The sequence below is a fragment of the Hydrogenophaga sp. SL48 genome (genome assembly GCF_021729865.1).
In the GTDB taxonomy this organism is placed as follows: domain Bacteria; phylum Pseudomonadota; class Gammaproteobacteria; order Burkholderiales; family Burkholderiaceae_C; genus Hydrogenophaga.
On record NZ_CP063400.1, the window covers coordinates 585,212 to 608,504 of the forward strand.

27 protein-coding genes are annotated in these 23,293 nt (G+C 67.6%); 11 read left to right on the forward strand and 16 right to left on the reverse strand.

The genetic code is table 11. The annotated features are described in order from the left end of the window. Positions 1-109: 109 nt before the first annotated feature. The 10 genes from IM738_RS02755 to IM738_RS02800 all read right to left on the reverse strand — a co-directional run bounded on the left by IM738_RS02755 (position 110) and on the right by IM738_RS02800 (position 8,727). The gene (locus IM738_RS02755) at positions 110-1,201 is read right to left on the reverse strand and encodes a DNA glycosylase AlkZ-like family protein (protein ID WP_236964371.1); all 1,092 of its coding nucleotides are present in this window, start codon (positions 1,199-1,201) and stop codon (positions 110-112) included. A 24-nt stretch (positions 1,202-1,225) separates the two neighbouring features. Beyond that, positions 1,226-2,104, reverse strand: coding sequence for a tryptophan 2,3-dioxygenase (kynA, locus tag IM738_RS02760; protein WP_236964372.1), 879 nt, complete (start codon positions 2,102-2,104; stop codon positions 1,226-1,228). Positions 2,105-2,115: 11 nt separating this feature from the next. After that, on the reverse strand, positions 2,116-3,390 hold the full coding sequence (gene kynU / locus IM738_RS02765) for a kynureninase (RefSeq protein ID WP_236964373.1): 1,275 nt from the start codon (positions 3,388-3,390) through the stop codon (positions 2,116-2,118). A 128-nt stretch (positions 3,391-3,518) separates the two neighbouring features. Then, positions 3,519-4,148: an arylformamidase gene (gene kynB, locus IM738_RS02770; RefSeq protein ID WP_236964374.1), complete on the reverse strand. Its 630-nt coding sequence runs from the start codon at positions 4,146-4,148 to the stop codon at positions 3,519-3,521. Positions 4,149-4,251: 103 nt separating this feature from the next. Next, complete coding sequence (locus IM738_RS02775; RefSeq protein WP_236964375.1) at positions 4,252-5,169, reverse strand: class I SAM-dependent methyltransferase; 918 nt, start codon at positions 5,167-5,169, stop codon at positions 4,252-4,254. Positions 5,170-5,184: 15 nt separating this feature from the next. Further along, entirely contained in the window at positions 5,185-5,505 is a 321-nt protein-coding gene (locus IM738_RS02780; RefSeq protein ID WP_236964376.1) for a YkgJ family cysteine cluster protein, read from the reverse strand. Further along, positions 5,502-6,062 (reverse strand): DUF2867 domain-containing protein, encoded by a 561-nt coding sequence (locus tag IM738_RS02785; RefSeq protein ID WP_236964377.1) that lies wholly within the window; start codon positions 6,060-6,062, stop codon positions 5,502-5,504. The genes IM738_RS02780 and IM738_RS02785 overlap by 4 nt, the downstream gene beginning before the upstream one ends. 37 nt (positions 6,063-6,099) lie before the next feature. Continuing rightward, positions 6,100-6,564, reverse strand: coding sequence for a GNAT family N-acetyltransferase (locus IM738_RS02790; protein ID WP_236964378.1), 465 nt, complete (start codon positions 6,562-6,564; stop codon positions 6,100-6,102). Next, the gene (argF, locus tag IM738_RS02795) at positions 6,561-7,508 is read right to left on the reverse strand and encodes an ornithine carbamoyltransferase (RefSeq protein ID WP_236964379.1); all 948 of its coding nucleotides are present in this window, start codon (positions 7,506-7,508) and stop codon (positions 6,561-6,563) included. Before argF ends, IM738_RS02790 begins: the two co-directional genes overlap by 4 nt. Positions 7,509-7,518: 10 nt before the next feature. Then, entirely contained in the window at positions 7,519-8,727 is a 1,209-nt protein-coding gene (locus IM738_RS02800) for an aspartate aminotransferase family protein (RefSeq protein ID WP_236964380.1), read from the reverse strand. 275 nt (positions 8,728-9,002) lie between these two features. On the opposite strand from IM738_RS02800, the gene IM738_RS02805 reads away from it, so the two are divergent. From IM738_RS02805 to IM738_RS02815, 3 genes are all read left to right on the forward strand, one after another. Continuing rightward, on the forward strand, positions 9,003-9,320 hold the full coding sequence (locus tag IM738_RS02805) for a DUF3579 domain-containing protein (RefSeq protein WP_236964381.1): 318 nt from the start codon (positions 9,003-9,005) through the stop codon (positions 9,318-9,320). Positions 9,321-9,522: 202 nt separating this feature from the next. Beyond that, entirely contained in the window at positions 9,523-10,353 is an 831-nt protein-coding gene (locus IM738_RS02810) for a TIGR00266 family protein (RefSeq protein WP_236964382.1), read from the forward strand. Continuing rightward, entirely contained in the window at positions 10,350-10,571 is a 222-nt protein-coding gene (locus IM738_RS02815; RefSeq protein ID WP_236964383.1) for a hypothetical protein, read from the forward strand. Before IM738_RS02810 ends, IM738_RS02815 begins: the two co-directional genes overlap by 4 nt. Before the next feature lie 25 nt (positions 10,572-10,596). Here IM738_RS02815 and rpsT read toward each other — a convergent pair whose 3' ends face one another. Then, positions 10,597-10,896 (reverse strand): 30S ribosomal protein S20, encoded by a 300-nt coding sequence (gene rpsT / locus IM738_RS02820; protein ID WP_077335571.1) that lies wholly within the window; start codon positions 10,894-10,896, stop codon positions 10,597-10,599. Positions 10,897-11,014: 118 nt separating this feature from the next. Here rpsT and murJ point away from each other — a divergent pair, with 118 nt between their 5' ends. The 3 genes from murJ to IM738_RS02835 are packed head-to-tail and all read left to right on the forward strand — an operon-like array spanning position 11,015 to position 14,120. Further along, entirely contained in the window at positions 11,015-12,580 is a 1,566-nt protein-coding gene (gene murJ / locus IM738_RS02825) for a murein biosynthesis integral membrane protein MurJ (protein ID WP_236964384.1), read from the forward strand. Positions 12,581-12,619: 39 nt separating this feature from the next. Then, the gene (locus IM738_RS02830; protein WP_236964385.1) at positions 12,620-13,477 is read left to right on the forward strand and encodes a SirB1 family protein; all 858 of its coding nucleotides are present in this window, start codon (positions 12,620-12,622) and stop codon (positions 13,475-13,477) included. Positions 13,478-13,487: 10 nt separating this feature from the next. Beyond that, on the forward strand, positions 13,488-14,120 hold the full coding sequence (locus IM738_RS02835; RefSeq protein WP_236964386.1) for an NAD-dependent dehydratase: 633 nt from the start codon (positions 13,488-13,490) through the stop codon (positions 14,118-14,120). Between the two features lie 3 nt (positions 14,121-14,123). Here IM738_RS02835 and IM738_RS02840 read toward each other — a convergent pair whose 3' ends face one another. The 5 genes from IM738_RS02840 to purM form a co-directional block, all read right to left on the reverse strand. Further along, positions 14,124-15,122: a GlxA family transcriptional regulator gene (locus tag IM738_RS02840; protein WP_236964387.1), complete on the reverse strand. Its 999-nt coding sequence runs from the start codon at positions 15,120-15,122 to the stop codon at positions 14,124-14,126. Continuing rightward, positions 15,107-15,730: a DJ-1/PfpI family protein gene (locus IM738_RS02845; protein WP_236964388.1), complete on the reverse strand. Its 624-nt coding sequence runs from the start codon at positions 15,728-15,730 to the stop codon at positions 15,107-15,109. Before IM738_RS02845 ends, IM738_RS02840 begins: the two co-directional genes overlap by 16 nt. Further along, complete coding sequence (locus IM738_RS02850) at positions 15,727-16,284, reverse strand: cysteine hydrolase family protein (RefSeq protein WP_236964389.1); 558 nt, start codon at positions 16,282-16,284, stop codon at positions 15,727-15,729. The genes IM738_RS02845 and IM738_RS02850 overlap by 4 nt, the downstream gene beginning before the upstream one ends. A 210-nt stretch (positions 16,285-16,494) precedes the next feature. Next, a complete protein-coding gene (locus IM738_RS02855; RefSeq protein WP_236964390.1) occupies positions 16,495-17,226 on the reverse strand; it encodes a Crp/Fnr family transcriptional regulator in 732 nt (243 codons plus the stop codon). Between the two features lie 177 nt (positions 17,227-17,403). Then, positions 17,404-18,441 carry a phosphoribosylformylglycinamidine cyclo-ligase gene (gene purM, locus IM738_RS02860; RefSeq protein WP_236964391.1) on the reverse strand — a complete coding sequence of 346 codons (1,038 nt, stop codon included), beginning with the start codon at positions 18,439-18,441 and terminating at the stop codon, positions 17,404-17,406. Positions 18,442-18,634: 193 nt separating this feature from the next. Here purM and IM738_RS02865 point away from each other — a divergent pair, with 193 nt between their 5' ends. Genes IM738_RS02865 through folK form a run of 5 tightly spaced genes read left to right on the forward strand, consistent with a single transcriptional unit; the run spans position 18,635 to position 23,265 of the window. Further along, positions 18,635-19,744 (forward strand): AI-2E family transporter, encoded by a 1,110-nt coding sequence (locus IM738_RS02865; RefSeq protein ID WP_236964392.1) that lies wholly within the window; start codon positions 18,635-18,637, stop codon positions 19,742-19,744. 17 nt (positions 19,745-19,761) lie between these two features. Further along, complete coding sequence (hda, locus tag IM738_RS02870; protein WP_236966447.1) at positions 19,762-20,448, forward strand: DnaA regulatory inactivator Hda; 687 nt, start codon at positions 19,762-19,764, stop codon at positions 20,446-20,448. Between the two features lie 6 nt (positions 20,449-20,454). Next, on the forward strand, positions 20,455-21,123 hold the full coding sequence (locus tag IM738_RS02875; protein ID WP_236964393.1) for an HAD family hydrolase: 669 nt from the start codon (positions 20,455-20,457) through the stop codon (positions 21,121-21,123). Continuing rightward, entirely contained in the window at positions 21,120-22,778 is a 1,659-nt protein-coding gene (gene pcnB, locus IM738_RS02880; protein WP_236964394.1) for a polynucleotide adenylyltransferase PcnB, read from the forward strand. The genes IM738_RS02875 and pcnB overlap by 4 nt, the downstream gene beginning before the upstream one ends. Continuing rightward, positions 22,759-23,265, forward strand: a complete 507-nt coding sequence (gene folK / locus IM738_RS02885; protein ID WP_236966448.1) for a 2-amino-4-hydroxy-6-hydroxymethyldihydropteridine diphosphokinase — start codon at positions 22,759-22,761, stop codon at positions 23,263-23,265. The genes pcnB and folK overlap by 20 nt, the downstream gene beginning before the upstream one ends. Positions 23,266-23,293 lie beyond the last annotated feature (28 nt).

Below are 23,293 nucleotides of genomic sequence, written 5' to 3' on the forward strand. Positions count from 1 at the left end.
CTGCGCGCGACCCCCTCTAGGGGGCAACGCGAGCGGCCTGGCAAAGCCAGTTCCGCCGCGTTCTGGGCTCGGACATTTCGCTCCGGACAGGTATCACTCCTGCACCGGTTCAATTCCGCTCGACGTTGAGACAGGCGGCCATGTCCGCCAGCTCTTCTTCCAACGCCGTGCGATAGCCAGCGTCTTTTGGGGCTTGTCCGCCGACGTAGCCAATGTCGGCACGCAGCCGCCCATCCATCACCGACAGGTTGCCCCAGCCGATGACTTGGTCGCGCCACAGCAGCGGCATGGCGTAGTAGCCGCGCACGCGTTGGGCGGGCGGCGTGTAGGCCTCGAAGCGGTAGGCCCAGCCCCATAGGCGCTCAAAGCGATCGCGGTCCCAGACCACGGGGTCGAAGGGCGCCAGCAGGCGGACCCCTTCGGGCGCTTTCCAGCGCCGGGAGCAGGGGTCCTCTCCGGCCGGCCAATACCACGCGACACCATCCACCTCGGCACGCGGCAGGCGCTGCACGGCCCGCTGCAGCGCGGCGCGCAACTGGTCCTGCCACTGCGGCACGGCGTGTTTGAGCATGGCCACCAGCTGCCGCAGGCCGGGCAGCGGCAAGGGCGCGTACTTGTTCACCAGCACGTCCACCAGCTGGTCCAGCACGGCGGGCACGTCGTCGGGCGCTTGCTGTGGCTGGTGCGCTGCGTAGAGGCGGATGCCGTTGTCGCGCCGTGCCACGCGCAGCAGGCCGCGGTAGTGCATGGCGTCGAGCAGCTGGGTGCTGGCCTTGGATCGGCCACCGAAACCGTTGGTGGTGTGGCCGTGGGCGAAGTGCGCGTCGACCTCGCGCGGGTGGGCCTCGCCACGTTGTTGCACGTGGTGCCAGACCGCCTCGGCCTGCGCCCAGCGCTCGGCCGGCCACTCGGTGCGCGCGGTGCGCGGGTGCATGCGCGCGTGCAGCTCGGGCGTGACGAAACCGTAGTTGACGAAGAAGTCCTCCTCCACCGCCAGCTTGGGGTACTGCCGCTCCAGATCACCGGCCCGGTAGCCCTTGACCCGGTGGCGCAACGTCAGGTCCTGCGCGCGGGCCGGCGAGCGGATCGGGTCGGCCTGCACGAAGCCCAGGCGCGCGATGGCCCTGGGCAGGGTGGTGGGGGTGAAGAGGCTGCGGGCTGTGGCGTAGCGGCGCAGGTGGGAAAGCGTGAGAGAGGCCATGCAGCGATGATGCCGCAGGGCGGCTTACAGCGCCGTTCTCAGCGTCCAGATTTCCGGGAAGAGAACCACGTCCAGCATCTTGCGCAGGTAGCTCACGCCGCCGGTGCCACCGGTGCCGCGCTTGAAGCCGATCACGCGCTCGACCGTGGTCACATGGCGGAAGCGCCAGAGGCGGAAAGCGTCTTCGAGGTCGGTGAGTTCTTCGCCGAGCTGGTAGAGGTCCCAGTGCTGTTTCGGGTCCCGGTAGACGGTGAGCCAGGCCTGCTCGACCTCGGCGTGCGCCTCGTAGGGCTGGGTCCAGTCGCGCTGCGTGTGGCTCTCGGGCACGGCGATGCCGCGCCGCGCCAGCAGGCGCAGCGCCTCGTCGTACAGCGAGGGCGCCTCAAACGCGGCCTGCACCATCGCCAGCCGCTCGGGGCTGTGGGCGTGGGGCTTGAGCATGGCGGCGTTCTTGTTGCCCATCGCGAACTCGATGCAGCGGTACTGGAAACTCTGGAAGCCGCTGGACTGCGCGAGGTAGGGCCGCAGCGCGCTGTACTCGGGCGGTGTCATGGTCGCCAGCACGTCCCAGGCGTGCACCAGCTGTTCCATGATCTTGGAGACGCGCGCCAGCATCTTGAACGCGGTGTTGAGCTCGTCGTTGGCGATGTGCTTCATGGCAGCGTGCAGCTCGTGCAGCATCAGCTTCATCCACAGCTCGCTGGTCTGGTGCTGCACGATGAAGAGCATCTCGTCGTGTGCGGGCGAAAGCGGCTTCTGGGCGCTGAGCACGGCGTCGAGCTGCAGGTAGTCGCCGTAGCTCATGTCGCGGCTGAAGTCGAGCTGGGCTTTTTCTTCGGCAACGATGGCTTCGGTCCGCGACGCGGGTGCGCTGTCGGGTCCGGCGTGAAAGGGGCAGGACATGGTGGGCTCCTTCAGGTCACGGCGTGCTTGCGGTTGAACTCGGGGCGTTGCCACTCGCCCGATTCGAGCACCTGCTTCAGGTGCTCGACCGAGTTCCAGACGTCCACGAAGCCGATGTACAGCGGCGTGAAGCCGAAGCGCAGGATGTCCTTGTGCCGAGCGCCGTCGCCCGCGCGGTAGTCACCGATCACGCCGCGCGCGATCAGCGCCTGCACGATGGCGTAGGCGCCCTCGTCCTTCGTGAGACACACCTGCGAGCCGCGCTGCGCGTGCTCGCGCGGGGTGGCCAGACCCAGACCGTGGCCGGCGCAGCGCTCTTCGACCAGTTGGATGAACAGGTCGGTCAGCGCCAGCGACTTCGCGCGCAGCGCGGCCATGCCGCCCAGCGGCTCGGCGGCCAGCACCGTGTCCACGCCGCAGTCCAGCGCGGCCAGGCTGATCATGGACTGCGTGCCGCACTGGTAGCGGGTGATCCCCGGCGCCGGCTGGTAGTCGGGCGTGAAGGCAAACGGTGCAGCATGGCCCCACCAGCCGGCCAGTGGCTGCCAGAAGCGGTCGGCGTGTGTCGGGTTCACCCAGACGAAGGCCGGGGCGCCCGGGCCGCCGTTGAGGTACTTGTAGCCGCAGCCCACCGAGAAGTCCGCCTTGGCGCCGTGCAGATCCACCGGCACCGCGCCCGCGCTGTGCGCCAGGTCCCACACGGTCAGGATGCCTTCGGCGTGCGCGGCGGCCGTCACCGAGGCCATGTCGTGCATGGCACCGGTGCGGTAGTTCACGTGCGTGAGCATGAGGATGGCGACGTCGGCGGTCAGCGAAGCCGCGATTTCTTCGGGCTCCACCAGCACCAGTTCCATGCCGTGCTGCTTGCACAGCGCTTCGGCGATGTAGAGGTCGGTCGGGAAGTTGCTGCGTTCGCTCACGATGCGTTTGCGCTGCGGCGCGTCGGCGGCGGCGATGTTCATGGCGGCGGACAGCACCTTGAACAGGTTGACCGAGGTGCTGTCGGTGGCGACCACCTCGCCGGGGCCGGCGCCGATCAGGCGAGCGATCTTGTCGCCGACCCTGGCCGGTTGCTGGAACCAGCCGTTCTTGTTCCAGCTCTGGATCAGGTCGGTGCCCCACTCGCGGGTCACCACATCGGCCACGCGCGCCGGCGCGGCGGCGGGCATCACGCCCAGCGAATTGCCGTCGAGGTAGAGGGTGCTGTCGGGGATGTTGAAGGCCTTGCGCAGGTCGCGCAGCGGGTCTTGCGCGTCGAGGGCGATGCAGTCTTGCAGGGTGGTCATGTGGGTTGTCTCCATCAAACAGGGTGGGTATCCGGTGCGGGGCGCTTCATTCCAGGAACACCGCGGAACCGGCTTTGCCGGGCCGCTGGTGTTGCCCCCTGGGGGTGACGCCGCAGGCGGCGCGGGGGTCATTCGAGACTTCTGAGCACGGCGCGCACGGGGCTCGCGTCGGCGGTGGTGAGCTTCAGGGGCAGGGCGATCAGTTCATAGTCGCCCTCGGGCACGTCGTCGAGCAGCAGGTTCTCCAGCACGCGCAGGCCGCGCTGTCGGATGGTCTGGTGGCTGGTCAGCAGCTTGCTGTCGGCGGGGTCGATGCTGGCGCTGTCGATGCCGATCAGCAGCACGCCGCGGTCGGCCAGCAGCGCCACGGTCTCGGGTGCGAAGGCGGGCAGGGCGTTGTCGAAGCGGTCCTGCGGCATGCGTTCGTAGACACGCACCAGCACTCTGGGCGGGAGGTCTTGCATCGCGTGTGCCAGGTGTTCCGGTCGCACCAGCGGCCCGCAGCCGATGGCGTGGATCACGCGGCAGGGGCCGATGAAGGCCTGCAGGTCGACCGCGCCGATGGCCGCGCCCTCGGGGTCGTAGTGCAGCGGCGCGTCGGCGTGGGCGCCCACGTGCGGACTCAGCGTGATGGCGCTCACGTTGACCGGGCAACCCGGGCCGATGCTCGCCACCCACTGCTGCGAGTAGGCGGTGTCACCCGGAAAAACGGGCGACGGCGCGTGAACGGATGGGGAAATGTCCCAGAGCTTTTTCATGGTGCGGTGAAGGTAGCACCGGCGAAAAAACCATGGTGTCGGTAATTTCCAACGGCCTGAAAAAATACTTCAGGCTTAAATTAAATGATTCAACCCTTGCCGATCAGGGCAGCGGCGGCATGCGCGCCACCAACACCTTGAGCGCCCGGTCGCTGGACACGTCGGCGAACACCGTCGGGTTGGGCAGGCGCTGCACCAGCTCCAGCTCGGGCGCCTCGGCGGCGAGCAGGTCGCGCAGGAACTGCTCCGGGATTTCCGGCGCGTTCAGGCAGAGCAGGGCGTGGCCGCCGGGGCGCAGCAGGTCGGGCAGGCGGCGCACCAGCCGCGCGTAGTCCTTGTGGGCCACGAAGCTGCCGCGCTGGAAGCTCGGCGGGTCCATGATCACCAGGCCATACGGCCCCAGGCGCGTGACCTTGCCCCAGGAGCTGAAGAGGTCGTGCGCGAGGAACTTGGCGCCGCTGTGGATGCCGTTCAACTGGTGGTTCTGCTGGCCGGTGGTGAGCGCCCCCTGCGCCATGTCGAGGTTCACCACCTCTTTCGCGCCGCCCTGCAGCGCCGCCACCGAAAAGGCGCAGGTGTAGGCAAACAGGTTGAGCACCTTGTGGCCCTGCGCGTGCGCGCGCACCCAGCGCCGGCCCTCGGCCATGTCCAGGAACAGACCATGGTTCTGGCCGCGCACCAGGTTGACGCGGTACTTCGCACCCTCTTCCGAGACCACGTGCGATTCGGGCACGCTGCCGGCGAGCACGGTGGTTTCGCTGCGGCCCTCAAACCGGGTCTGCAGCACGGCGTTGAGCGGTTCACCGGGCGCGATCTGCGCTTGCCGCGCCTGCAGGGCGGCGGTCAGCGCGGCCTGTTCTTCGGCCGTGGCCTCGCCGAACTTGGTGAGCACCCACACGGGCGGGAAGGCGTCCAGCGCCCAGGCCTCGCAGCCCGGGTGCAGGCCGCCGCGCCCGTGGAAGACCCGTTGCGCGTCGGTGGGCATGGCCATCGTGGCGATGGCGTCGAACAGGGCTTGCATGGGAGGGGGTGCGGGTCAGCCGCCGAAGGATGGATTCAGGGGCGCGAGCCCATGGCGGCGGCGCGCCTGCGCGCAGGCGTCGCTGCCTTCTTCAAACTCGCGACACGGATTGGGTCGCCACTCGTAGATGCCGCAGACGGCCTTCTCGCCCACCTTGCCGGAGAGCGCCGCACAGCGCGGGAGGCCGTGGTCGGTGCCGCGCAGGCGGGCGGTGTGGTCGGTGACAGGTACCCACAACCCATCGGGCACGCTGCCGCCTTCGGATTGTGTTTCGTGGACCGAAAAGTCCACGCGGAAACTGGCGCAACAGGCGCCGCAGGTTTGGCACTGGCTCATGCAGCGGTGGCGCGGGCCATCTTGGCAATGCGTTGCAGCAGGCGCTGGCGAATCAGGCCGCTCACCGGCCGAATCGCGTACCAATATGGCGCGAAGCGGCGGCGCTGCGCTTCGGTGGCGCAGTGGACGCGCGTGTGGGTGACCAGCCGGCAACCCTGTGCGCTCACTGGTTCGACACAAACATTGAGCAGCAGCCGGGGCTGGTCGGACATGTGGGTGAACGCAGCCGCATCGGTCACCGGGCGCAGACCGTAATCCAATCGCCAGAACTGACCGGCCAGGCCGAATACCACCTCACGGTCTGGCGCCTGGCCCAGGCAGGTGAAGCTGTGAAAGCCGAACGCCTGGGGTGGCAGGGTATTGCGAGAGAGGCCAAGGCTGCGCAGCAGCCGGCCCGGCATTTCGCGAACAGCGATGGCCCGCTGGACCCACGGGTCTTCGGCGCTGAGCCCGGGCACGATGCTGGCGTAGGCCTGTGCCGTAGTGATGTCGTCAAGCTGCAGCGCGTGTCGCTCGGCGAACTGCCATTCGGGCAACAGGTGGTTCATCAGTTTCATGGAATGCGCTGGCCGTGCTCGATGGACAAAACGCCATTCACAGCGCCTTCGCGTACATGATCGCGCCGTTGTAGTGGGTCACCCGGTCGTACAAACGGCGAGCTGTCTGGTTGTCTTCGAAGGTCGTCCAGTACACCCGTGAACAGCCCACGGCCTGGGCTTCGGCGTACACCCGTTCGATCAAGGCACGTCCAACGCCTTGGCCTCTGGCTGAGGTTGATGTGAACAGGTCTTGCAGGTAACAGACGTCGCGCAGGCGCGTGGTGCTGGGGTGGCAGACGGTGTGGGCCAACCCGACAACTTGCCGATCCAGCACAGCGACAAACGCCTTGACCGGACCGGACGCGATGAAAAACCGGTCCCAGGTCTGGCCGGTGATGGCCTTATCCAGCGCGGTATCTCCGGTGCGACCGTAAAAGGCGTTGTATCCGTCCCAGAGTGGGCGCCATTGCCCATGGTCGCCCAGCTCAACGGGCCGCACCAGGATGCCGGAAGGGCTCACGCCAACCGACCCAGCAGCAGGTACTCCATCAGCGCCTTCTGCACGTGCATGCGGTTCTCGGCCTCGTCCCACACGACCGACTGAGGGCCGTCGATCACCTCGGCGCTGACCTCTTCACCGCGGTGCGCGGGCAGGCAATGCATGAACAGCGCGTCGGGGCGAGCCACGGCCATCATGGCTTCGTCCACGCACCACTGCGCGAAGGCGGCGCGGCGCACTTCGTTCTCGGCCTCGTAGCCCATGCTGGTCCAGACGTCGGTGGTCACGAGGTCGGCGCCGGCGCAGGCGGCCTTCGGGTCCTTGAAGACTTTGTAGCAATCGGGGCTGGAGATGCCAGCCAGCTTGGGGTCGACTTCGTAGCCGCTGGGCGTGCTCACGTGCACGGTGAAGCCCAGCAGCTCGGCCGCCTGCAGCCAGGTGTTGGCCATGTTGTTGCCGTCACCCACCCAGGCCACGACCTTGCCTTTGAGCGCGTCCAGCGGGTTGCCGCTGATGGCAGGCCGGTGCTCGACCAGGGTGAACAGGTCGGCCAGGATCTGGCAAGGGTGGAACTCGTTGGTCAGGCCGTTGATGACCGGCACGCGCGAGTGCGCCGCGAAGCGCTCCAGCTTGCTCTGCTCGTAGGTGCGGATCATCACCATGTCCACCATGCGGCTGATGACCTTGGCGCTGTCTTCGATGGGTTCGGCGCGGCCGAGCTGGCTGTCGCCGGTGGTCAGATGCACCACCGACCCACCGAGCTGGTACATGCCGGCCTCGAAGCTCACGCGGGTGCGCGTGCTGGCCTTTTCGAAAATCATGGCCAGCGTGCGGTCCGGGTCGGCGAAAGGCTGGTGCTTCTCGAACGCCTTGAACTTGGCCTTGATGAAGGCCGCGCGCGTGAACAGGTAGGCGTACTCGTCGGCGCCGAGGTCCTTGAACTGGAGGTAGTGGCGGATGGGCATGCGCGGGTCCTCAGGCGTTTTCCGACAAGAAGGTGGTGATGATGGGCAACAGGATGGCCGCGACTTCGTCGGCCTCGGCGATGTTCATGATCAGCGGTGGCACCAGGCGGATCACGCTGTCGGCGGTGACCGACAGCAGCAGACCGGCGTCGGCCGCGCGCTGGGTGATCACGCCGCAGGGCTTGTTCAGCTCCACGCCGATCATCAGGCCCTGGCCGCGGATCTCCTTCAAGCCCGGGTTGCCCGCCAGGCCTTTGGCCAGCGTGTCGCGCAGGTGGGCGCCCACGGTGGCGGCGTTCTGGAGCAGGCCGTCTTCTTCCATGATGCGGATGGTTTCCACACCCGCGCGCATGGCCAGCGGGTTGCCGCCGAACGTGGTGCCGTGGTTGCCCGGCTGGAAGATGTGGGCGGCCTTGGGGCCGGCCACCACCGCGCCGATCGGCACGCCCGAGCCCAGGCCCTTGGCCAGCGGCATCACGTCGGGTTTGATGCCGGCCCACTGATGGGCAAACCACTTGCCGGTGCGGCCCATGCCGCACTGCACCTCGTCGATCATCAGCAGCCAGTCCTTGGTGTCGCACAGCGCGCGCACGTCCTGCAGGTACTGCACGCGCATCGGGTTGATGCCGCCTTCGCCCTGGATGGTTTCAAAGAACACGGCCACCACGTTGGGGTTGCCTTCGGTGGCTTTCTTCAGGGCCTCGATGTCGTTCACCGGCACGCGGATGAACCCCTCCACCAGGGGGCCGAAACCCGCCTGGATCTTGGGGTTGCCGGTGGCCGAGAGCGTGGCAATCGAGCGGCCGTGGAAGGCCTTCTCGTAGACCACGATCTCCGGGCGTTCGATGCCCTTGTCGTGGCCGTACTTGCGCGCGAGCTTCAGCGCGGCCTCGTTGGCTTCCAGGCCGGTGCTGCAGAAGAACACGTTGGTCAGGCCCGAGCGCTCCACCAGCAGCTGCGCCAGCTTTTCCTGGTCGGGCACGTGGTAGTAGTTGCAGCAATGCATCATCTTGGCCACCTGCTCCTGCAGCGCGGGCACCAGTTTGGGGTGGCCGTGGCCCAGGGTGTTGACGGCGATGCCGGCCAGCGCGTCCAGGTACTCCTTGCCGTTCACGTCCCAGACGCGGCAGCCTTTGCCGTGCGACATGGCGATCGGCAGTCGGCCGTAGGTGTTCATCACGTGGGGCGACGACGGGGCGGCGGGGGTGGCGGCATTCATGCGGAACTCCGGAGTGGAAGGGGCCAAAAGAAAGCGGCTCAACGCAGGTTGAGCCGTTGAAAAGCGATTCTAGGCGCAGGCACCGGCACCATCTTTGCTTGTTGGGCATCAGAGCCATGCGGCAGATCCGCTCGCAAGCCTCCGGGTTTCCCCTGAGATCAAGTCTTATATAAGATAGAATACCCATCGCACTGCGGTCGAGCGATCCTTGATCTGGCGGTGGTTTCTTCACTCTCCCGAGCCCTCCATCCGAAGGCCTTTTCAACGCTCCACCGATGGCCAACCCCGCCGCCAAGCAAGTGTTCATCCAGGGCATCACCAGCTCGGGTCGCGTCTTTCGCCCCAGTGACTGGGCCGAGCGGCTGGCTGGCGTGATGAGCCAGTTTCGCCCGGGGGGCGGCAAGGCCATGCAGGGAAGTCACATCGCCTACTCGCCCTGGTGTGTGCCCACGGTGATGAGCGGAGTGAAAGTGGTGGTGGTGAACACCGACCTGCGCGAAGCCGAACCCATGGCTTGGGATTTCGTCATGCATTTCGCGCGCGACAACGACCTGCAGGTGGTCGAAGCCTGCCTGATGCCGGACAAGACGTAGCCCACCCCCGCCGCGCTGCGCGCGACCCCCTCAAGGGGGCAACGCGATGCGGCCTGGCGAAGCCAGTTCCGCCGCGTTCTGGGCTCGGGCACTTTGCTCCGGTGTGGTTGCCTTGGCGCTGACTGCGACCGTGCCCTGCCAAACACCGCTTCCGCTATCCTCCGCCGATCGGGCATGTGCCCTGTTTCTGGAGGGATCTGCCATGGCGATGGACGACGTTGACTACTTCCTGCACGGCGACGACATGCAGCTCGTCGAAATCGAGCTCGACCCCGGCGAGGCCGCCATCGGCGAGGCTGGCAGCATGATGTACATGGAAGACGGGATCCGGATGGACACCGTGTTTGGCGATGGCTCTGCCGCGTCGGGCTCGGCCGGGCTGTTCGGCAAGCTGCTGGGCGCTGGCAAGCGCCTGATCACGGGTGAATCGCTGTTCACCACGGTCTACACCAACGACGGCAGCGGCAAGAAGAAGGTGGCGTTTGCCGCGCCCTACGCCGGCAAGATCATGCCGTTCGACCTGAGCCAGCACGGCGGCACCCTGATCTGCCAGCGCGACGCGTTCCTCTGCGCGGCCAAAGGCGTGTCGCTCGGCATCGCGTTCCAGCGCAAGCTGGGCACCGGTTTCTTTGGTGGCGAGGGCTTCATCATGCAGAAGCTGGAAGGTGACGGCCTGGCGTTCGTGCATTCCGGCGGCACGGTGCTGGAGCGTCGGCTGCAACCCGGCGAGGTGCTGCGCGTGGACACGGGCTGCGTGGTGGCCTACACACCCGACGTGGACTTCGACATCCAGTTCGTGGGTGGCGTGAAGACGGCGCTGTTCGGTGGCGAGGGCCTGTTCTTCGCGGTGCTGCGCGGTCCGGGCACGGTGTGGATGCAGTCGCTGCCGTTCGCGCGCCTGGCCTCGCGCATCTTCGCGGCCGCGCCCAGGATGCAGGGCGGCGGTGGCCGTGGCGGCGAGCAGGGCGGTTTGGCCGGTGGCATTCTGGGTGGCAGCCTGCTGGGCGGCTTCATCGGCGGGGACGATGAGTGACCCCCACCCGCACCGCCTTCGGCGTCACCCCCCAGAAGGCGGCGCTGGTGGCCCGGCAAAGCCGGTTCCACGGCATCCTTGGATGCAGGCACCTGCGCCGGATGCGTTTCTGTTTTCGAGCGCCCATGAAAAAACCGCCCGAAGGCGGTTTTTTCACTTTTTGCTGGCAGCGCACCGTTTCAAACGGCGGACCGGGATGGTCCGGGCTGGTGGCCTGACGGATCAGGCCGGTGAATGCCGCAATTAAGCGGCGGCGAGTGCCAGGGCCTTGACCTTGGTCGACAGGCGGCTCTTGTCGCGAGCGGCCTTGTTCTTGTGGAAGATGCCCTTGTCGGCAACGATGTCCACCACTTGTTGCATCTTGGCGAACAGTTCGGTCGCCTTGGTCTTGTCGCCAGCCAGAACGGCTTTTTCAACGTTCTTGACGGCGGTGCGGTATTTGGAACGCAGCGAGGTGTTCGCGGCGTTGATCTTGACGTCCTGGCGGACGCGTTTGCGGCCAGAGGCCAGGCGGGGGTTCTTTTTCTTCGGCTTGGTTGCCATGGTGAATTTCCTTCAGATGTTTGGGGATGTTGCCAGCAAAGCCCGCGATTTTAGCACGGCGACGGCGTTTGACCAGTCCTCGGGCGGCACGGCGAGGGGGCGTGGTTAAACTTCGCCCGTGTCACTCTTCAAATCTGCCTCCCTGGTTTCCCTTCTCACGCTGGCGTCGCGCATCACCGGCCTCGTGCGGGAGCTGCTGATGGCCTCGACGTTTGGCGCCAGCGCACTGACCGACGCGTTCAACGTCGCCTTCCGCATCCCCAACCTGCTGCGCCGCCTGTTCGCCGAGGGCGCGTTCAGCCAGGCGTTTGTCCCGGTGCTGGCCGGCGCGCGCGCCACAGACGGCGACGAGGCCACCCGCGAGCTGGTGGACCAGATCGCGACGGTGCTGGTCTGGGCGCTGCTGGTCACTTGCGTGCTGGGCGTGGCGGCGTCGCCGATCCTGGTCTGGGCCATGGCCAGCGGCCTGAAGCAGAGCGCCCACGGCTTTGAGGCGGCCGTGCTCATGACGCGCTGGATGTTCCCCTACATCGGATTCATGTCGCTGGTGGCGCTGTCGGCCGGCGTGTTGAACACCTGGAGGCGTTTCGCGGTGCCGGCGGCCACGCCGGTGCTGCTCAACGTGGCCATGATCGGTGCGGCCTGGTTCGGCGCACCCTGGTTCGAGACGCTGGGCATCGAGCCCATCTATGCGATGGCCGGCGGCGTGATGCTGGGCGGCATGTTGCAGCTGGGTGTGCAGATCCCGGCCCTGCTGCGCATCGGCATGCTGCCCCGCGTGGGGCTGCGCTGGTCGTCGCTGGTGAATGCCTGGAACCACCCGGGCACCCGCCGAGTCACGACGCTGATGCTGCCGGCGCTGCTGGGTGTGAGCGTGGCGCAGATCTCGTTGCTGATCAACACCCAGATCGCCTCGCACCTCGTCACCGGCAGCGTGAGCTGGCTGACCTACGCCGACCGGCTGATGGAGTTCCCCACCGCGATGCTGGGCGTGGCCCTGGGCGTGGTGCTGCTGCCGCAGCTGGCGGCGGCCCGGGCGGCTGGCGACGGGGTGCGCTACAGCCAGCTGCTCGACTGGGGTCTGCGGCTGGTGGTCTTGCTCGCGGTGCCCTGCGCGGTGGCGCTGCTGACCTTTGCCAGGCCGCTGGTGGCGGTGCTCTACCACTACGGTGCGTTCACCGAACGGGACGTGCAGCAGACCACCGTGGCGCTCATGGGCTATGGCGCCGGGCTGCTGGGGCTGGTCGCGATCAAGGTGCTGGCGCCGGGCTTCTATGCGCGGCAGGACATCCGCACGCCGGTGATGATCGCCATCGTCGTGCTGCTGCTCACGCAGGCCATGAACCTGGTGTTCGTGCCCTACCTGGCCCACGCCGGCCTGGCGCTGGCCATTGGCATCGGCGCCATGGTCAATGCGCTGTGGCTGCTGATCGGGCTGCGCCGGCGCGGCGCCTACCAGCCGTCCCCGGGCTGGGGCCTGTTTTCCCTGCAGGTGGTGGCGGCCAGCGCCTTGCTGACGGTGTTTCTGCTGTGGGTGGCCAATTCGGTGAACTGGACCGGTTTTGAGGGTCGGGCGCTGGAGCGGGTGGGCCTGCTGGCGCTGTGTGTGGTGGGGGCGGCGGCGATCTACTTTGTGGCCTTGTTGCTTTCAGGGTTAAAACTTCGGCAATTCGTCCGAAAATAAGGGATAGGGCGCGTGGGTCGCGCCTGTCGCCGCCATGCCATGCCCTCTGCCTACCAGCTTCCCCCGTCCACGCCGCTGGCCTATTTCGCCTCGCTGGTGAGCGAGGATGACGGCCTGCCGCTGCTGGAGGCCGCGGCCTCGATCGCGCAGGACGAGTATCCCGACCTGGACGTGCAGGAGGTGCTGGGCGATCTGGACCAGCTCCTGGCGAGGGTGCGCCGTCGCTGCACCGATGACGCCGGGCCGCTGCAGCGGCTGCGCACGCTGAACCAGTTTTTCTTTCGCGACATGGGTTTTGGCGGCAACGTCAACCACTACCACGACCCCGACAACAGCCACCTGAACGTGCTGCTCAAGACGCGGCGCGGCATCCCGATCTCGCTCGCCGTGCTCTGGCTGGAGCTGGCGCAGGGCCTCGGGCTCAAGGCGCGCGGTGTCAATTTCCCCGGGCACTTCCTGGTGAAGATCAACCTGCCCGAAGGCCAGGTGGTGATCGATCCGTTCACCGGCCAGTCGCTCAGCCGCGAAGACCTCTCCGAGCGGCTGGAGCCCTACAAGCGGCGCAGCGGCCTGGTCGACGATTTCGACGTGCCCGTGGGCCTGTACCTGCAGGCCGCGCCCTCGCGCGACATCCTCGCGCGCATGCTGCGCAACCTCAAGGAAATCCACCGCACCGCCGAAGACTGGCTGCGCCTGATCGCCGTGCTCGACCGCTTGCTGATCCTGCTGCCCGACGCCTGGGTCGAGTACCGCGACCGGGGCCTGGCCTGGGCCGAGATGGGCGATGCGCGGCTGGCCGTCGCCGATCTGGAGGTGTACGTCGCCCACACCGACGACACGCTCGACCGCGACGCCATTGCCCAGCGCATGCAGGAACTGCGTCGGGCGCTGAACTGAGCCGCCGCCCATGACCACCGTGCTGCTGGTGGGGGCCACCGGCCTGGTGGGCCAGGCCGTGTTGCAGCAGGCCCTGGCTGACGCGCGGGTGGCCTGGGTGATTGCCCCCACGCGCCGTGCGCTGCCGGTCCATCCGAAGCTGTTCAACCCGCTGGTGAATTTTGACCACCTGCCCGAGGGGGCCGACTGGTGGGCGGTGGACGCGGTGATCTGCACCCTGGGCACGACCATCAAGGTGGCCGGCTCGCAGGCCGCTTTCTACCAGGTCGATCACGATCTCCCGTTGCAGGTGGGCGAGCTCGCACTGCGGCACGGTGCCCGGGCCTACGCCCTCAATTCGGCGCTCGGTGCCGACCCCGCGTCGCGCGTCTTTTACTCGCGCACCAAGGGTGAACTGGAACGCGACCTGGAGGCGCTGGGGTTCGCCTCGCTGACCTTCGTGAGACCCGGTCTCATCGGCGGGGATCGCAAGGTGGCGCGGCCGGCCGAACAGGTGGCGGTCAGGGTGTCGCAGTGGTTGAGGCCGGTGCTGCCACCGCGCTACCGCGTGGTGCCCGCCGAGCGCATTGCCCACCACCTGCTGTCGTCGGCGCTGGCCGGCACGCGGGGCACCCACGTGCTGATGTCCGAGCAACTGCTGTGAGTGTCAGGCTGCGGGCCGCGCCGGCGAGCCGCTTTTCCCCAACTGGTGCCAGGTGCGGCGCAGCTGCGTGTCGGAGCTGAACCCCGCCATCTCGGCGGCCTGCCCGACGCTGCGGCCGGCGTTCAGCGCTGCCTCGGCCAGATCGAGCCGGATGCTGCGCAGGTAGTGCATCGGCGCGATGCCCGCGTGCTGGATGAAGAGTCGCGTCAGGTGGCGAGACGACGTGCAAGCCACCTCGGCCATGCGTTGCGCGTCCCAGGTCTGTTGTGGTTCCTGGCTCACCGCGTCCTGCACCCGATGCACAGCGGGATGCATGTGGTTGCGGTGGCGCAGAAAAGGCGACAACTCCGGGTCGCCGGGGCCACGCCGCAGGGCCACCACCATGGTCTGCGCCACACGGGCCGCCAGCGCCGGGCCGCAGACGGCGGCGATGCGGTGCAGAAACAGGTCGATGCCGGTGGTCACACCCGCGCTGCTGCTCACCGCGCCGTCGAGCACGAACACCCGGTTGGCCACCGCGTCGCAGCGCGGCGCGACCTGGCGCAGTTCGTCCAGGTGGTGGTGGTGCGTGGTGGCGCGGTGGCCGTCGAGCAGCCCGGCGTGCGCGGCCAGGATGGCGCCGGCACACACCGTGACCAGCTCCAGCCGGCCCGGCCGCAGCCGCAGGCCGCGCAGCCAGTGCAGCAACTCGGGCATCCCCTGGCCGCGCACGTCGATGGTGTCGCCGGGCTGGCCGAGCAACACCACCCAGGTGGGCGCCGGCCGCGCTTCGGCATCTGGATCGGGCAGGGGTTCGATGCCGCTGATCTGCGCGCCCACCGAGCTGGTGGCCTGCGCTTGCGGGCCGATGAACTTCAGCTCAAAGGCCGCCGGCTGGCCGCTGGCCAGCAGGCACTGGTTGGCGATGCGCAGCGCCTCGGCCGGGCCCGCCCAATCCAGGATCAGGCTGCCCGGCAGCAGGACGAAGTCGACCCGGATCGGGCCGCTCAGTGCCGTGTCCACTGGAACTCCATCTGCCTGGCGGTGCGCAGCGCGAGCGCCTCGCCCGCCAGCCGCGCGACCAGGTGCAGGCTCATGTCGATCCCGGCGCTGATGCCGCCGGAGGTGACGATCCGGCCCTGATCGACCCAGCGCACGCCGGCTTTCACGTCCAGCGCGGGGAAGGCTCGCGCCAGGTCGGCCTGGTCTTCCCAGTGGGTGGTGACCGGGCCGGCGGTGAGCACGCCGCTGGCGGCGAGCACGAAGGCGCCGGTGCAGACCGAGGCCGTCAGCGGCGCCCGTTCGCTGGCCTGCGCCACCCAGCGCAAGGTCTCGGCGCAGCGCATCACCGCGTCCACGACGCCGCCCGGCACGATCAACACGTCCACCGGTGGTGCGTCGGCCACACCGTGGTCGGGCAGCAGCGTCAAACCGGCGCGGGCGCGCACCGGCTCACGGTGGCGCGCCACGCTCACCACCTCGAACGGCGCGGGATCTGAGGGGCGTTCGCGCAAGGCCATGCGGCTCGCGGTGGTGAACACCTCGTAGGGGCCGGCGAAGTCCAGCGCCTCGACCTCGTCGAAGGCCAGGATCGCCACCGTCAGCGTTGGCGTTGGCGTCGCACCGCTCATGACAGCTGCTCCAGCGCCTCGGCCACGCTGCAGAGATGCGCGAAGCGGTCCTTGAGCACGGTGGCCGTGCGGCTTTGGATGTCGGCGGCGCTGAGCGGCCGGCCGTCGGGCTGCACCATGTCGAAGGTCAGCGTCGCTTCGGTCACGAAATCGACCGACCAGCCGAGGTCTGAGGCGTGGCGGGTGGTGGTTTCGCAGCACTGTTCGGTGCGGATGCCGCTGACGATCAGGTGGCCGATGCCATGGCGCGTCAGCCAGACCTCCAGCCCGGTGCCCACCAGGGCGCTGTGGCGGTGTTTGATGAACGTGGCCGCAGCATCAAAATCGGACAGGCCCTGCAGCGGACGGACATGGCCCGAAGCCAGCGAAAACGGGTTGTCCGTCGTCTCCGGCCCGTCACTGTGAAAGATGCGAATCACCGGCACCGCTCGTGCCACGCAGCCAGCAATCAGCGCGTTCTGTGCGGCGAGGTACGCGGGCAGATCGCGCTCTGAAAACGAGGGACGGTGGCGAAATGATTCCTGGACGTCGATGACCAGCAAGGCGGAAGGCATGTCGGGGCTCCTGGTTGGAAGGGGAATGCCCGTATTGTTCCGCTTCGAGGGTGAAGCGTCCGCTCTCAGGCTGACAGGATTCGATCATTTTCGGACACGTCGTGGCGTCCGGCGCCTTCCAGAACAATGCCTGAAGCGTGTCGACGCTGGTGCAGTCACTGACCCGACATGGATGGACAGCTGACGGTTCGTGTCAGGAGACCGGGCCGCTCACGCTGCCAGCCGCATGGGCAGCGTGCGTTCGTATTGTTTCCTCGCCACGGCGTAGCACTCGCAGGCGCCCTGTTCCAGGCGTTGTCGGTCGATCACGGTGATGTGGCCACGGTGGTAGCGAATCACGCCGCTGCGCTGCAGCTTGTGCGCGGCCGCCGTCACGCTTTCGCGCCGCACACCCAGCAGGTTGGAGAATTGTTGGTGCGTCAGTGGCACCTCACTCTGCGGGGCCTGGTCCAGGCTGATCAGCAGGCGCCGGCAGACCCTCTGTTCAATCGAGTGGAAATGGTTGCACACAGCCGTCTGTGCCACCTTCGCGACCAGACTGTGGGCGTAGCGCAGCATGAGGGGTACGGCGGGTCCTGCTTGAGTGAGTTCCTGGCGCACGGCCTGGGAGGGCAAGCGACAGGCTTGCCCGGCGCGTTGCACCACGGCCAGGGTTTGCGCGGTGTTTGCCCCCATCAGCGAATCGATGCCAACGACACCATCATTCCCCACCGCACAGATCTCGGTGGACGAGCCGTCTTTCGTGAGATACAGCAGCGAGACCATGGCGGTGGTGGGGAAGTACAAATGGGCAGGGTTTTCAGCGCAGGCGTGAAGCTGCTGGTCCAGAGAGAGGTCGACGGTTTCAAGCTGGTTGCGCCAGCGGGTCCACACCGATTCGGGCAACGCAGCCAGGAAATGGTTCTCACGTGGATCGCATGATGGAAAGGAGGTGATGTGCATGGCGCGCTCCCGAGGGTTGAACATGCCCTGATCTTGTCCAGTGACACATGTTCGATCCATAGGCGATCGCCATCAATTGCCGTGGGCCTTGTCCTACAAGGCGCCTGACAGTGCCATGACCGGACATGAAGCGGCAAAGGCCCGCGAACGGGCCTTTGCACATCGGGAAAAGGGGACTCAGGCCACGGTGACCGAAGCACCTTCGCCCTTGGCCGCGATCGAACCGATCTCAAACACCGTCTCACCCAGCTCGCGCAGCGTGGCGGCGCAGGCGGCGGCTTCTTCGGCGGCGATCACCACGACCATGCCGATGCCGTTGTTGAAGGTGCGGTTCATCTCGATGTCGTCGATGCCGGCGACCTTCTGCAGCCAGGCGAACAGCTCGGTCTGCGGCCAGCTGCCCTTCTTGAGGTGGGCGGCCGTGCCTTCGGGCAGCACGCGCGGGATGTTCTCCAGCAGGCCGCCGCCGGTGATGTGGGCCAACGCCTTGACGGGGTGTTTGGCCAGGGTGGCGAGCACGTTCTTCACGTACAGGCGGGTGGGGGCCATGATGGCCTGGCGGAACGGCTGGCCGTCCAGCGTGGCGGGCAGGTCGGCTCCGGCGCGCTCGATGCACTTGCGCACCAGCGAGAAACCGTTGGAGTGCACGCCGTGCGAGGCCAGGCCCAGCACCACGTCGCCGGGCTTCACGTTCTGGCCGGTCAGGATCTTGGACTTCTCGACCGCACCCACGCAGAAGCCGGCCAGGTCGTATTCGCCGGCCGGGTACATGCCAGGCATTTCGGCCGTTTCGCCGCCGATCAGCGCGCAGCCGCTGAGTTCACAACCCTTGGCGATGCCGCCGACCACGGCCGCAGCCGTGTCCACGTCCAGCTTGCCGCAGGCGAAGTAGTCGAGGAAGAACAACGGCTCGGCGCCTTGCACCAACACGTCGTTCACGCTCATGCCCACCAGGTCGATGCCCACGGTGTCGTGCAGGTTCCATTCAAACGCCAGTTTGAGCTTGGTGCCCACGCCATCGGTGCCCGACACCAGCACCGGTTCCTTGTAGCGCTTGGGCACCTCGAAGAGCGCACCGAAACCGCCGATGCCGGCCAGCACGCCTTCGCGCATGGTCTTTTTGGCCAGCGGCTTGATGCGTTCGACGAGCGCGTCGCCCGCGTCGATGTCAACGCCGGCGTCTTTGTAGGAGAGGGGGGTGGTGCTGGAGGTCATGGCGGGTGGGCTGGCGGTGTGCCGCAGGGGGTCTTGCGGAGGGACGGGGATTGCCAGAGCCCGTGCGTCCGGGGGACGCGGCACGGGATGGCGGGGGCCTTTGGGTGGTGGCCCAGAGGCGCGGACTAGAATTTGCCCCAGATTTTAAGGGTTCGCCCTCGCGGCCCGATCGTTCACCCCGACGCCACCTTCCATGACCCTCACCCCCAACCAGATCCGCTTCCTGTCCTGGGCGGCCATTGCCCTGGCGACCTGGGCGGTTCTGGCCATGCTGGCGCCGGTGCTGATGCCTTTCCTGCTGGCGGCGGTGCTGGCCTACGCGCTGCACCCGCTGGTGGAGAGGCTGCACACCTACAAGATCCCGCGCTGGCTGGGTGCGGGACTGGCCATCGCCTTGCTCATGCTGGTGATGGCAGCCGTGGTGCTGCTGATCGTGCCCGTGATCACCAAACAGGTGCCGCTGCTCAAGGAGCAGGTGCCGGCGCTGCTGGACCGTGTCAACGACTCGCTGACGCCGCTGGCCGCGCGTTTCGGTGTGGACCTGCAGGTGGACGTGTCGATGGTGCGCGTGTGGTTGCAGAAACTCATCACCGGCCACGAAGGTGAGTTGCTTGATGGCCTGCTGTCTTCGTTGCGCATCGGCGGCAGCGCGCTCGCGGCGGTGTTCGGCAACCTGGTGCTCACCCCCATCGTGGCCTATTACCTGCTGCTGGACTGGGCCAACCTGGTCGAGCGCAGCAAGGGCCTGATCCCGCCGCGCTGGCGCGCGAACGTGCAGAGCTTTCTGGACGAGACCGACGAGGTGCTGGGCCAGTACCTGCGGGGTCAGTTGCTGGTGATGGGCGTGCTCGCGGTGTTCTACACCGTGGCGCTGGCGCTGGTGGGGCTCAAACTCGCGCTGCCGATCGGCGTGTTCACCGGTCTGGCGGTGTTCATCCCCTACCTGGGCTTTGGTCTGGGCCTGGTCATGGGCTTGCTCGCCGCGGTGTTGCAGTTTCAGTCCTTGCTGGGCGTGGTGCTGGTCGGCGCGGTGTACACCGTGGGCCAGGTGGTCGAGAGCATGTACGTGACGCCGCGCCTGCTGGGCGAGCGCATCGGCCTGCACCCGATCGCCGTCATCTTCGCCCTGATGGCCTTCGGGCACCTGTTTGGTTTTGTCGGGGTGCTCATCGCCCTGCCCGCGAGCGCGGTGCTGCTGGTGGCGATGCGCCGTGCCAAGGCCGGGTACCTCTCCAGCCGGCTCTACCTGGAGGCGCCGACCCGGGGCGGGGCTGCGCCGGCCGCACAGGACACCACCGAATGAACCCGGGCCAGCCTCCCATGAAGCAGATGGCGCTCGACATCGGCCTGGCGCCCGTGCCCACCCTGGCCAATTTCGTGGCGGTGGGCAACGAGGCGGCGCTGGAGCACCTGAGCCTGTGGACCGGCAATCCCAGGCGTTCGCCCGTGCCCACCTTGCTGTGGGGCGAGGGCGGAAGCGGCAAGACGCACCTGCTGCGCGCGGCGCGCGAGGCCCTGCGGGACCACGGCGGCCAGGTGGGCTGGATCGACGCCTCGACCCTGCATCCGGTCGAGTACGACGAGCGCTGGGTCGCCGTGGTGCTCGACGACTGCCACCTCTACACCGCCGAGCAGCAGGCCGCCGCGTTCAACTGGTTCGTCAACGCCCAGACACCGGCCCACGGCCCGGCGCGCTGGGTGCTGGCCGCCGCCGACCGGCCACCGGCCGACCTGCAGCTGCGCGAGGACCTGCGCACCCGCCTGGGCTGGGGCCATGTGTTCCAGGTCAAGGCGCTGGGCGAGGCCGAGCGCCGCGCGGTGCTGCGGCGGGCCGCCGACGAGCGCGGTGTGTTCCTGAGCGACGAGGTGATGGATTTCATGCTCAACCGCTTCTCGCGCGACCTCTCCAGCCTCATGATGCTGCTCGACCAGCTCGACGCCTATGCCCTGCGCACCCAGCGCGCGATCACCATCCCGCTGATCAAATCCATGCTGGAAAACGAATAGACCTTGATGCGCCTAGCCCTTTTTGATCTCGATCACACCCTCATCCCCATCGACTCCGACCATGCCTGGGGACAGTTCACCGTCACGCTGGGCTGGCGCGACGCTGAGACCCACACCCGTGCCAACGACGCCTTCTACGAACAGTACAAGGCCGGCACGCTGGACATCCACGAATACATCCGCTTCTCCGTCGCCCCGCTGGCCGAACACGGCGTGGCCCGGTGCGACGCCGCGCACCGCCGGTTCATGGACGAGGTCATCCGCCCGGCCATGAAGCCGCAGGCCATGGAACTGGTGCGGCGCCACCAGGCGGCGGGTGACACGGTGATTGTGGTCACCGCGACCAACGCCTTCGTGACCCGACCGATCGCCGAGGCCTTTGGGGTGCCGGAGCTGATCGCCATCGATCTGGAGCGCGATGCCCAGGGCAACCCCACCGGCGCCATCCGTGGCACGCCCTCGTTCCGGGAGGGCAAGGTCGCTCGTGTGGAACAATGGCTGTCCGAGCGTGGTCTGGACTGGTCGCGTGTCGAGCACAGCACCTTCTACAGCGACTCCATCAACGACTTGCCGCTGCTGGACAAGGTGCACGAGCCGGTGGCCACCAATCCCGATGCCCGGCTCAGCGCCATTGCCGCCGAACGGGGCTGGCGCATTCTGAACCTATTCGAATGATCAAAAAATTCATCAACAAGCTGCTCGGCAAGTCCAACGAGCCCAAGCCCGCCAAAACGCCGAAGTTCGGCAAACGGGACGATGTGCCGGCCTCCGTGCACGGCATCGACCGCAAACTGGTCGACCAGCGCGCGCTGGACGTGGTGCACACCCTGAAAGACGCGGGCTTCGAGGCCTACCTGGTCGGTGGAGCGGTCCGTGACCTGCTGCTCGGCCTGCGCCCGAAAGACTTTGACGTGGCCACCAGCGCCACGCCCGAGCAGGTGAAAGGGCTGTTCCGCCGTGCCTTCATCATCGGCCGGCGCTTCCGCATCGTGCATGTGGTCTATGGGCGCGGGCGTGAACACGAAATGATCGAGGTGTCCACCTTCCGCGCCTACCTCGACAGCGCCGACGCCGAGCAGGTGGCCGGCAACGAGCGCACCAGCAAGGGCGAACTCGCCGGCATGAAACACGCGGTGGACGCCAGCGGCCGCGTGCTGCGCGACAACGTGTGGGGCCCGATCGAGCAGGACGCCGCGCGCCGCGATTTCAGCATCAACGCCATGTACTACGACCCCGAGTCGGAGATCGTGGTCGATTTCCACAACGGCATCCGTGACGCGAAGAAGAAGACGCTGCGCATGATCGGCGACGCCGCCACGCGCTACCGCGAAGACCCGGTGCGCATCATCCGCGCCGTGCGTTTTGCGGCCAAGCTCAGCGGCCTGGGGTTCACGTTTGACGCCAAGACGCTGGAGCCGCTGGCGTCCTCGCGCAAGCTGCTGCTGGATGTGCCGCAGAGCCGCCTGTTCGACGAGATGCTCAAGCTGCTGCAGACCGGCCATTCGCTCGCCAGCGTGGCGCAGCTCAAGGCTGTGGGTCTGAACACGGGCATCTATCCGCTGCTCGACGTGGTGGTGGAGCGCGCCGACGACGAGTTCGTCAAGCTCGCGCTGCAGGACACCGACCGCCGTGTTGGCGAAAGCAAGCCGGTGGCGCCGAGTTTCCTGCTGGCCTGCGTGCTGTGGGCCGACGTGCGCAAGGGCTGGAGCCAGCGCCTGCAGCCGCGTGGCAACCAGCGCCCGCCCCCGGCGTTTGGCGCGCTCCAGGACGCGGTGGACGAGGTGTTCGAGAGCCGCATCGGCGACGTGTCGGGCCGCGGCAAGCTGGGCGCTGACATGCGCGAGATCTGGATGATGCAGCCGCGCTTCGACAAGCGGGTGGGCACGTCGCCTTTCAGCCTGGTGGAGCAGGCCCGGTTCCGCGCCGGTTTCGATTTCCTGCGCCTGCGTGCGCAGGTGGGCGAGGTGGAAGAAGAGCTCGCCCACTGGTGGGAAACCTTCAGCATGGCCAGCGACGAAGTGCGCGAAGACATGGTGGACGCGCAGCGCAAGGTCAACCAGCCCAAGGCGGGCCCGGGCAAAGCACGCCGTGTGAAGAAAGACGACCCCGATCACCCGGTGTCGTCCAACGCCGCTGTACCGGCCGACGATCCGCGCTTTCGCGGCGCGGACGACGGCGATGAAACGTCGGGCGAAGACGGCGGTGAACCGAGCGCCGCCGGCGACGCACCCGAGGGCAGTGCGCCCGCCAAGAAGCGCCGCCGCCGCCGCCGCAAACCCGGTGGCGCTGGTGGCGCCAGCGGCCCTGCCGATGCGGGCGGCGCCGACTGACGTCCGGCCGGTCCGGGTTGTGGTACGCCCTGAAATCACGGCCTTTGTGGCACTCGGTGCCAACTTGGGCGACGCCGCACAGGCGCTGCGCGACGCATTCGCCGCGCTGGCCGGCGTGCCCGGTGTGCGGCTGGTGAAGGCGTCCAGCCTGTACCGCACGGCACCCATCGAATCGAACGGGCCGGACTACATCAACGCGGTGGCCGAGATCGCCACCACCCTCACCGCGCCCGAGCTGCTGATGGCGTTGCAAGCCATCGAACACGGCGCAGGGCGCGAGCGGCCCTACCGCAACGCGCCGCGCACGCTGGACCTGGACCTGCTGCTCTACGGCAACGCGAGCATCGACTCAGCAACACTGACCGTGCCGCATCCACGCATGTGGGAGCGCGCGTTCGTGCTGGTGCCGCTGCACGAGATTGCGCCAGGGCTGGTGACCACAGACATGCGGAAAGCGGTGTCAGAGCAAGCGATTCAGCGCGTGTAAATCGCACCCGGAGCGCGTGGCTTCATCC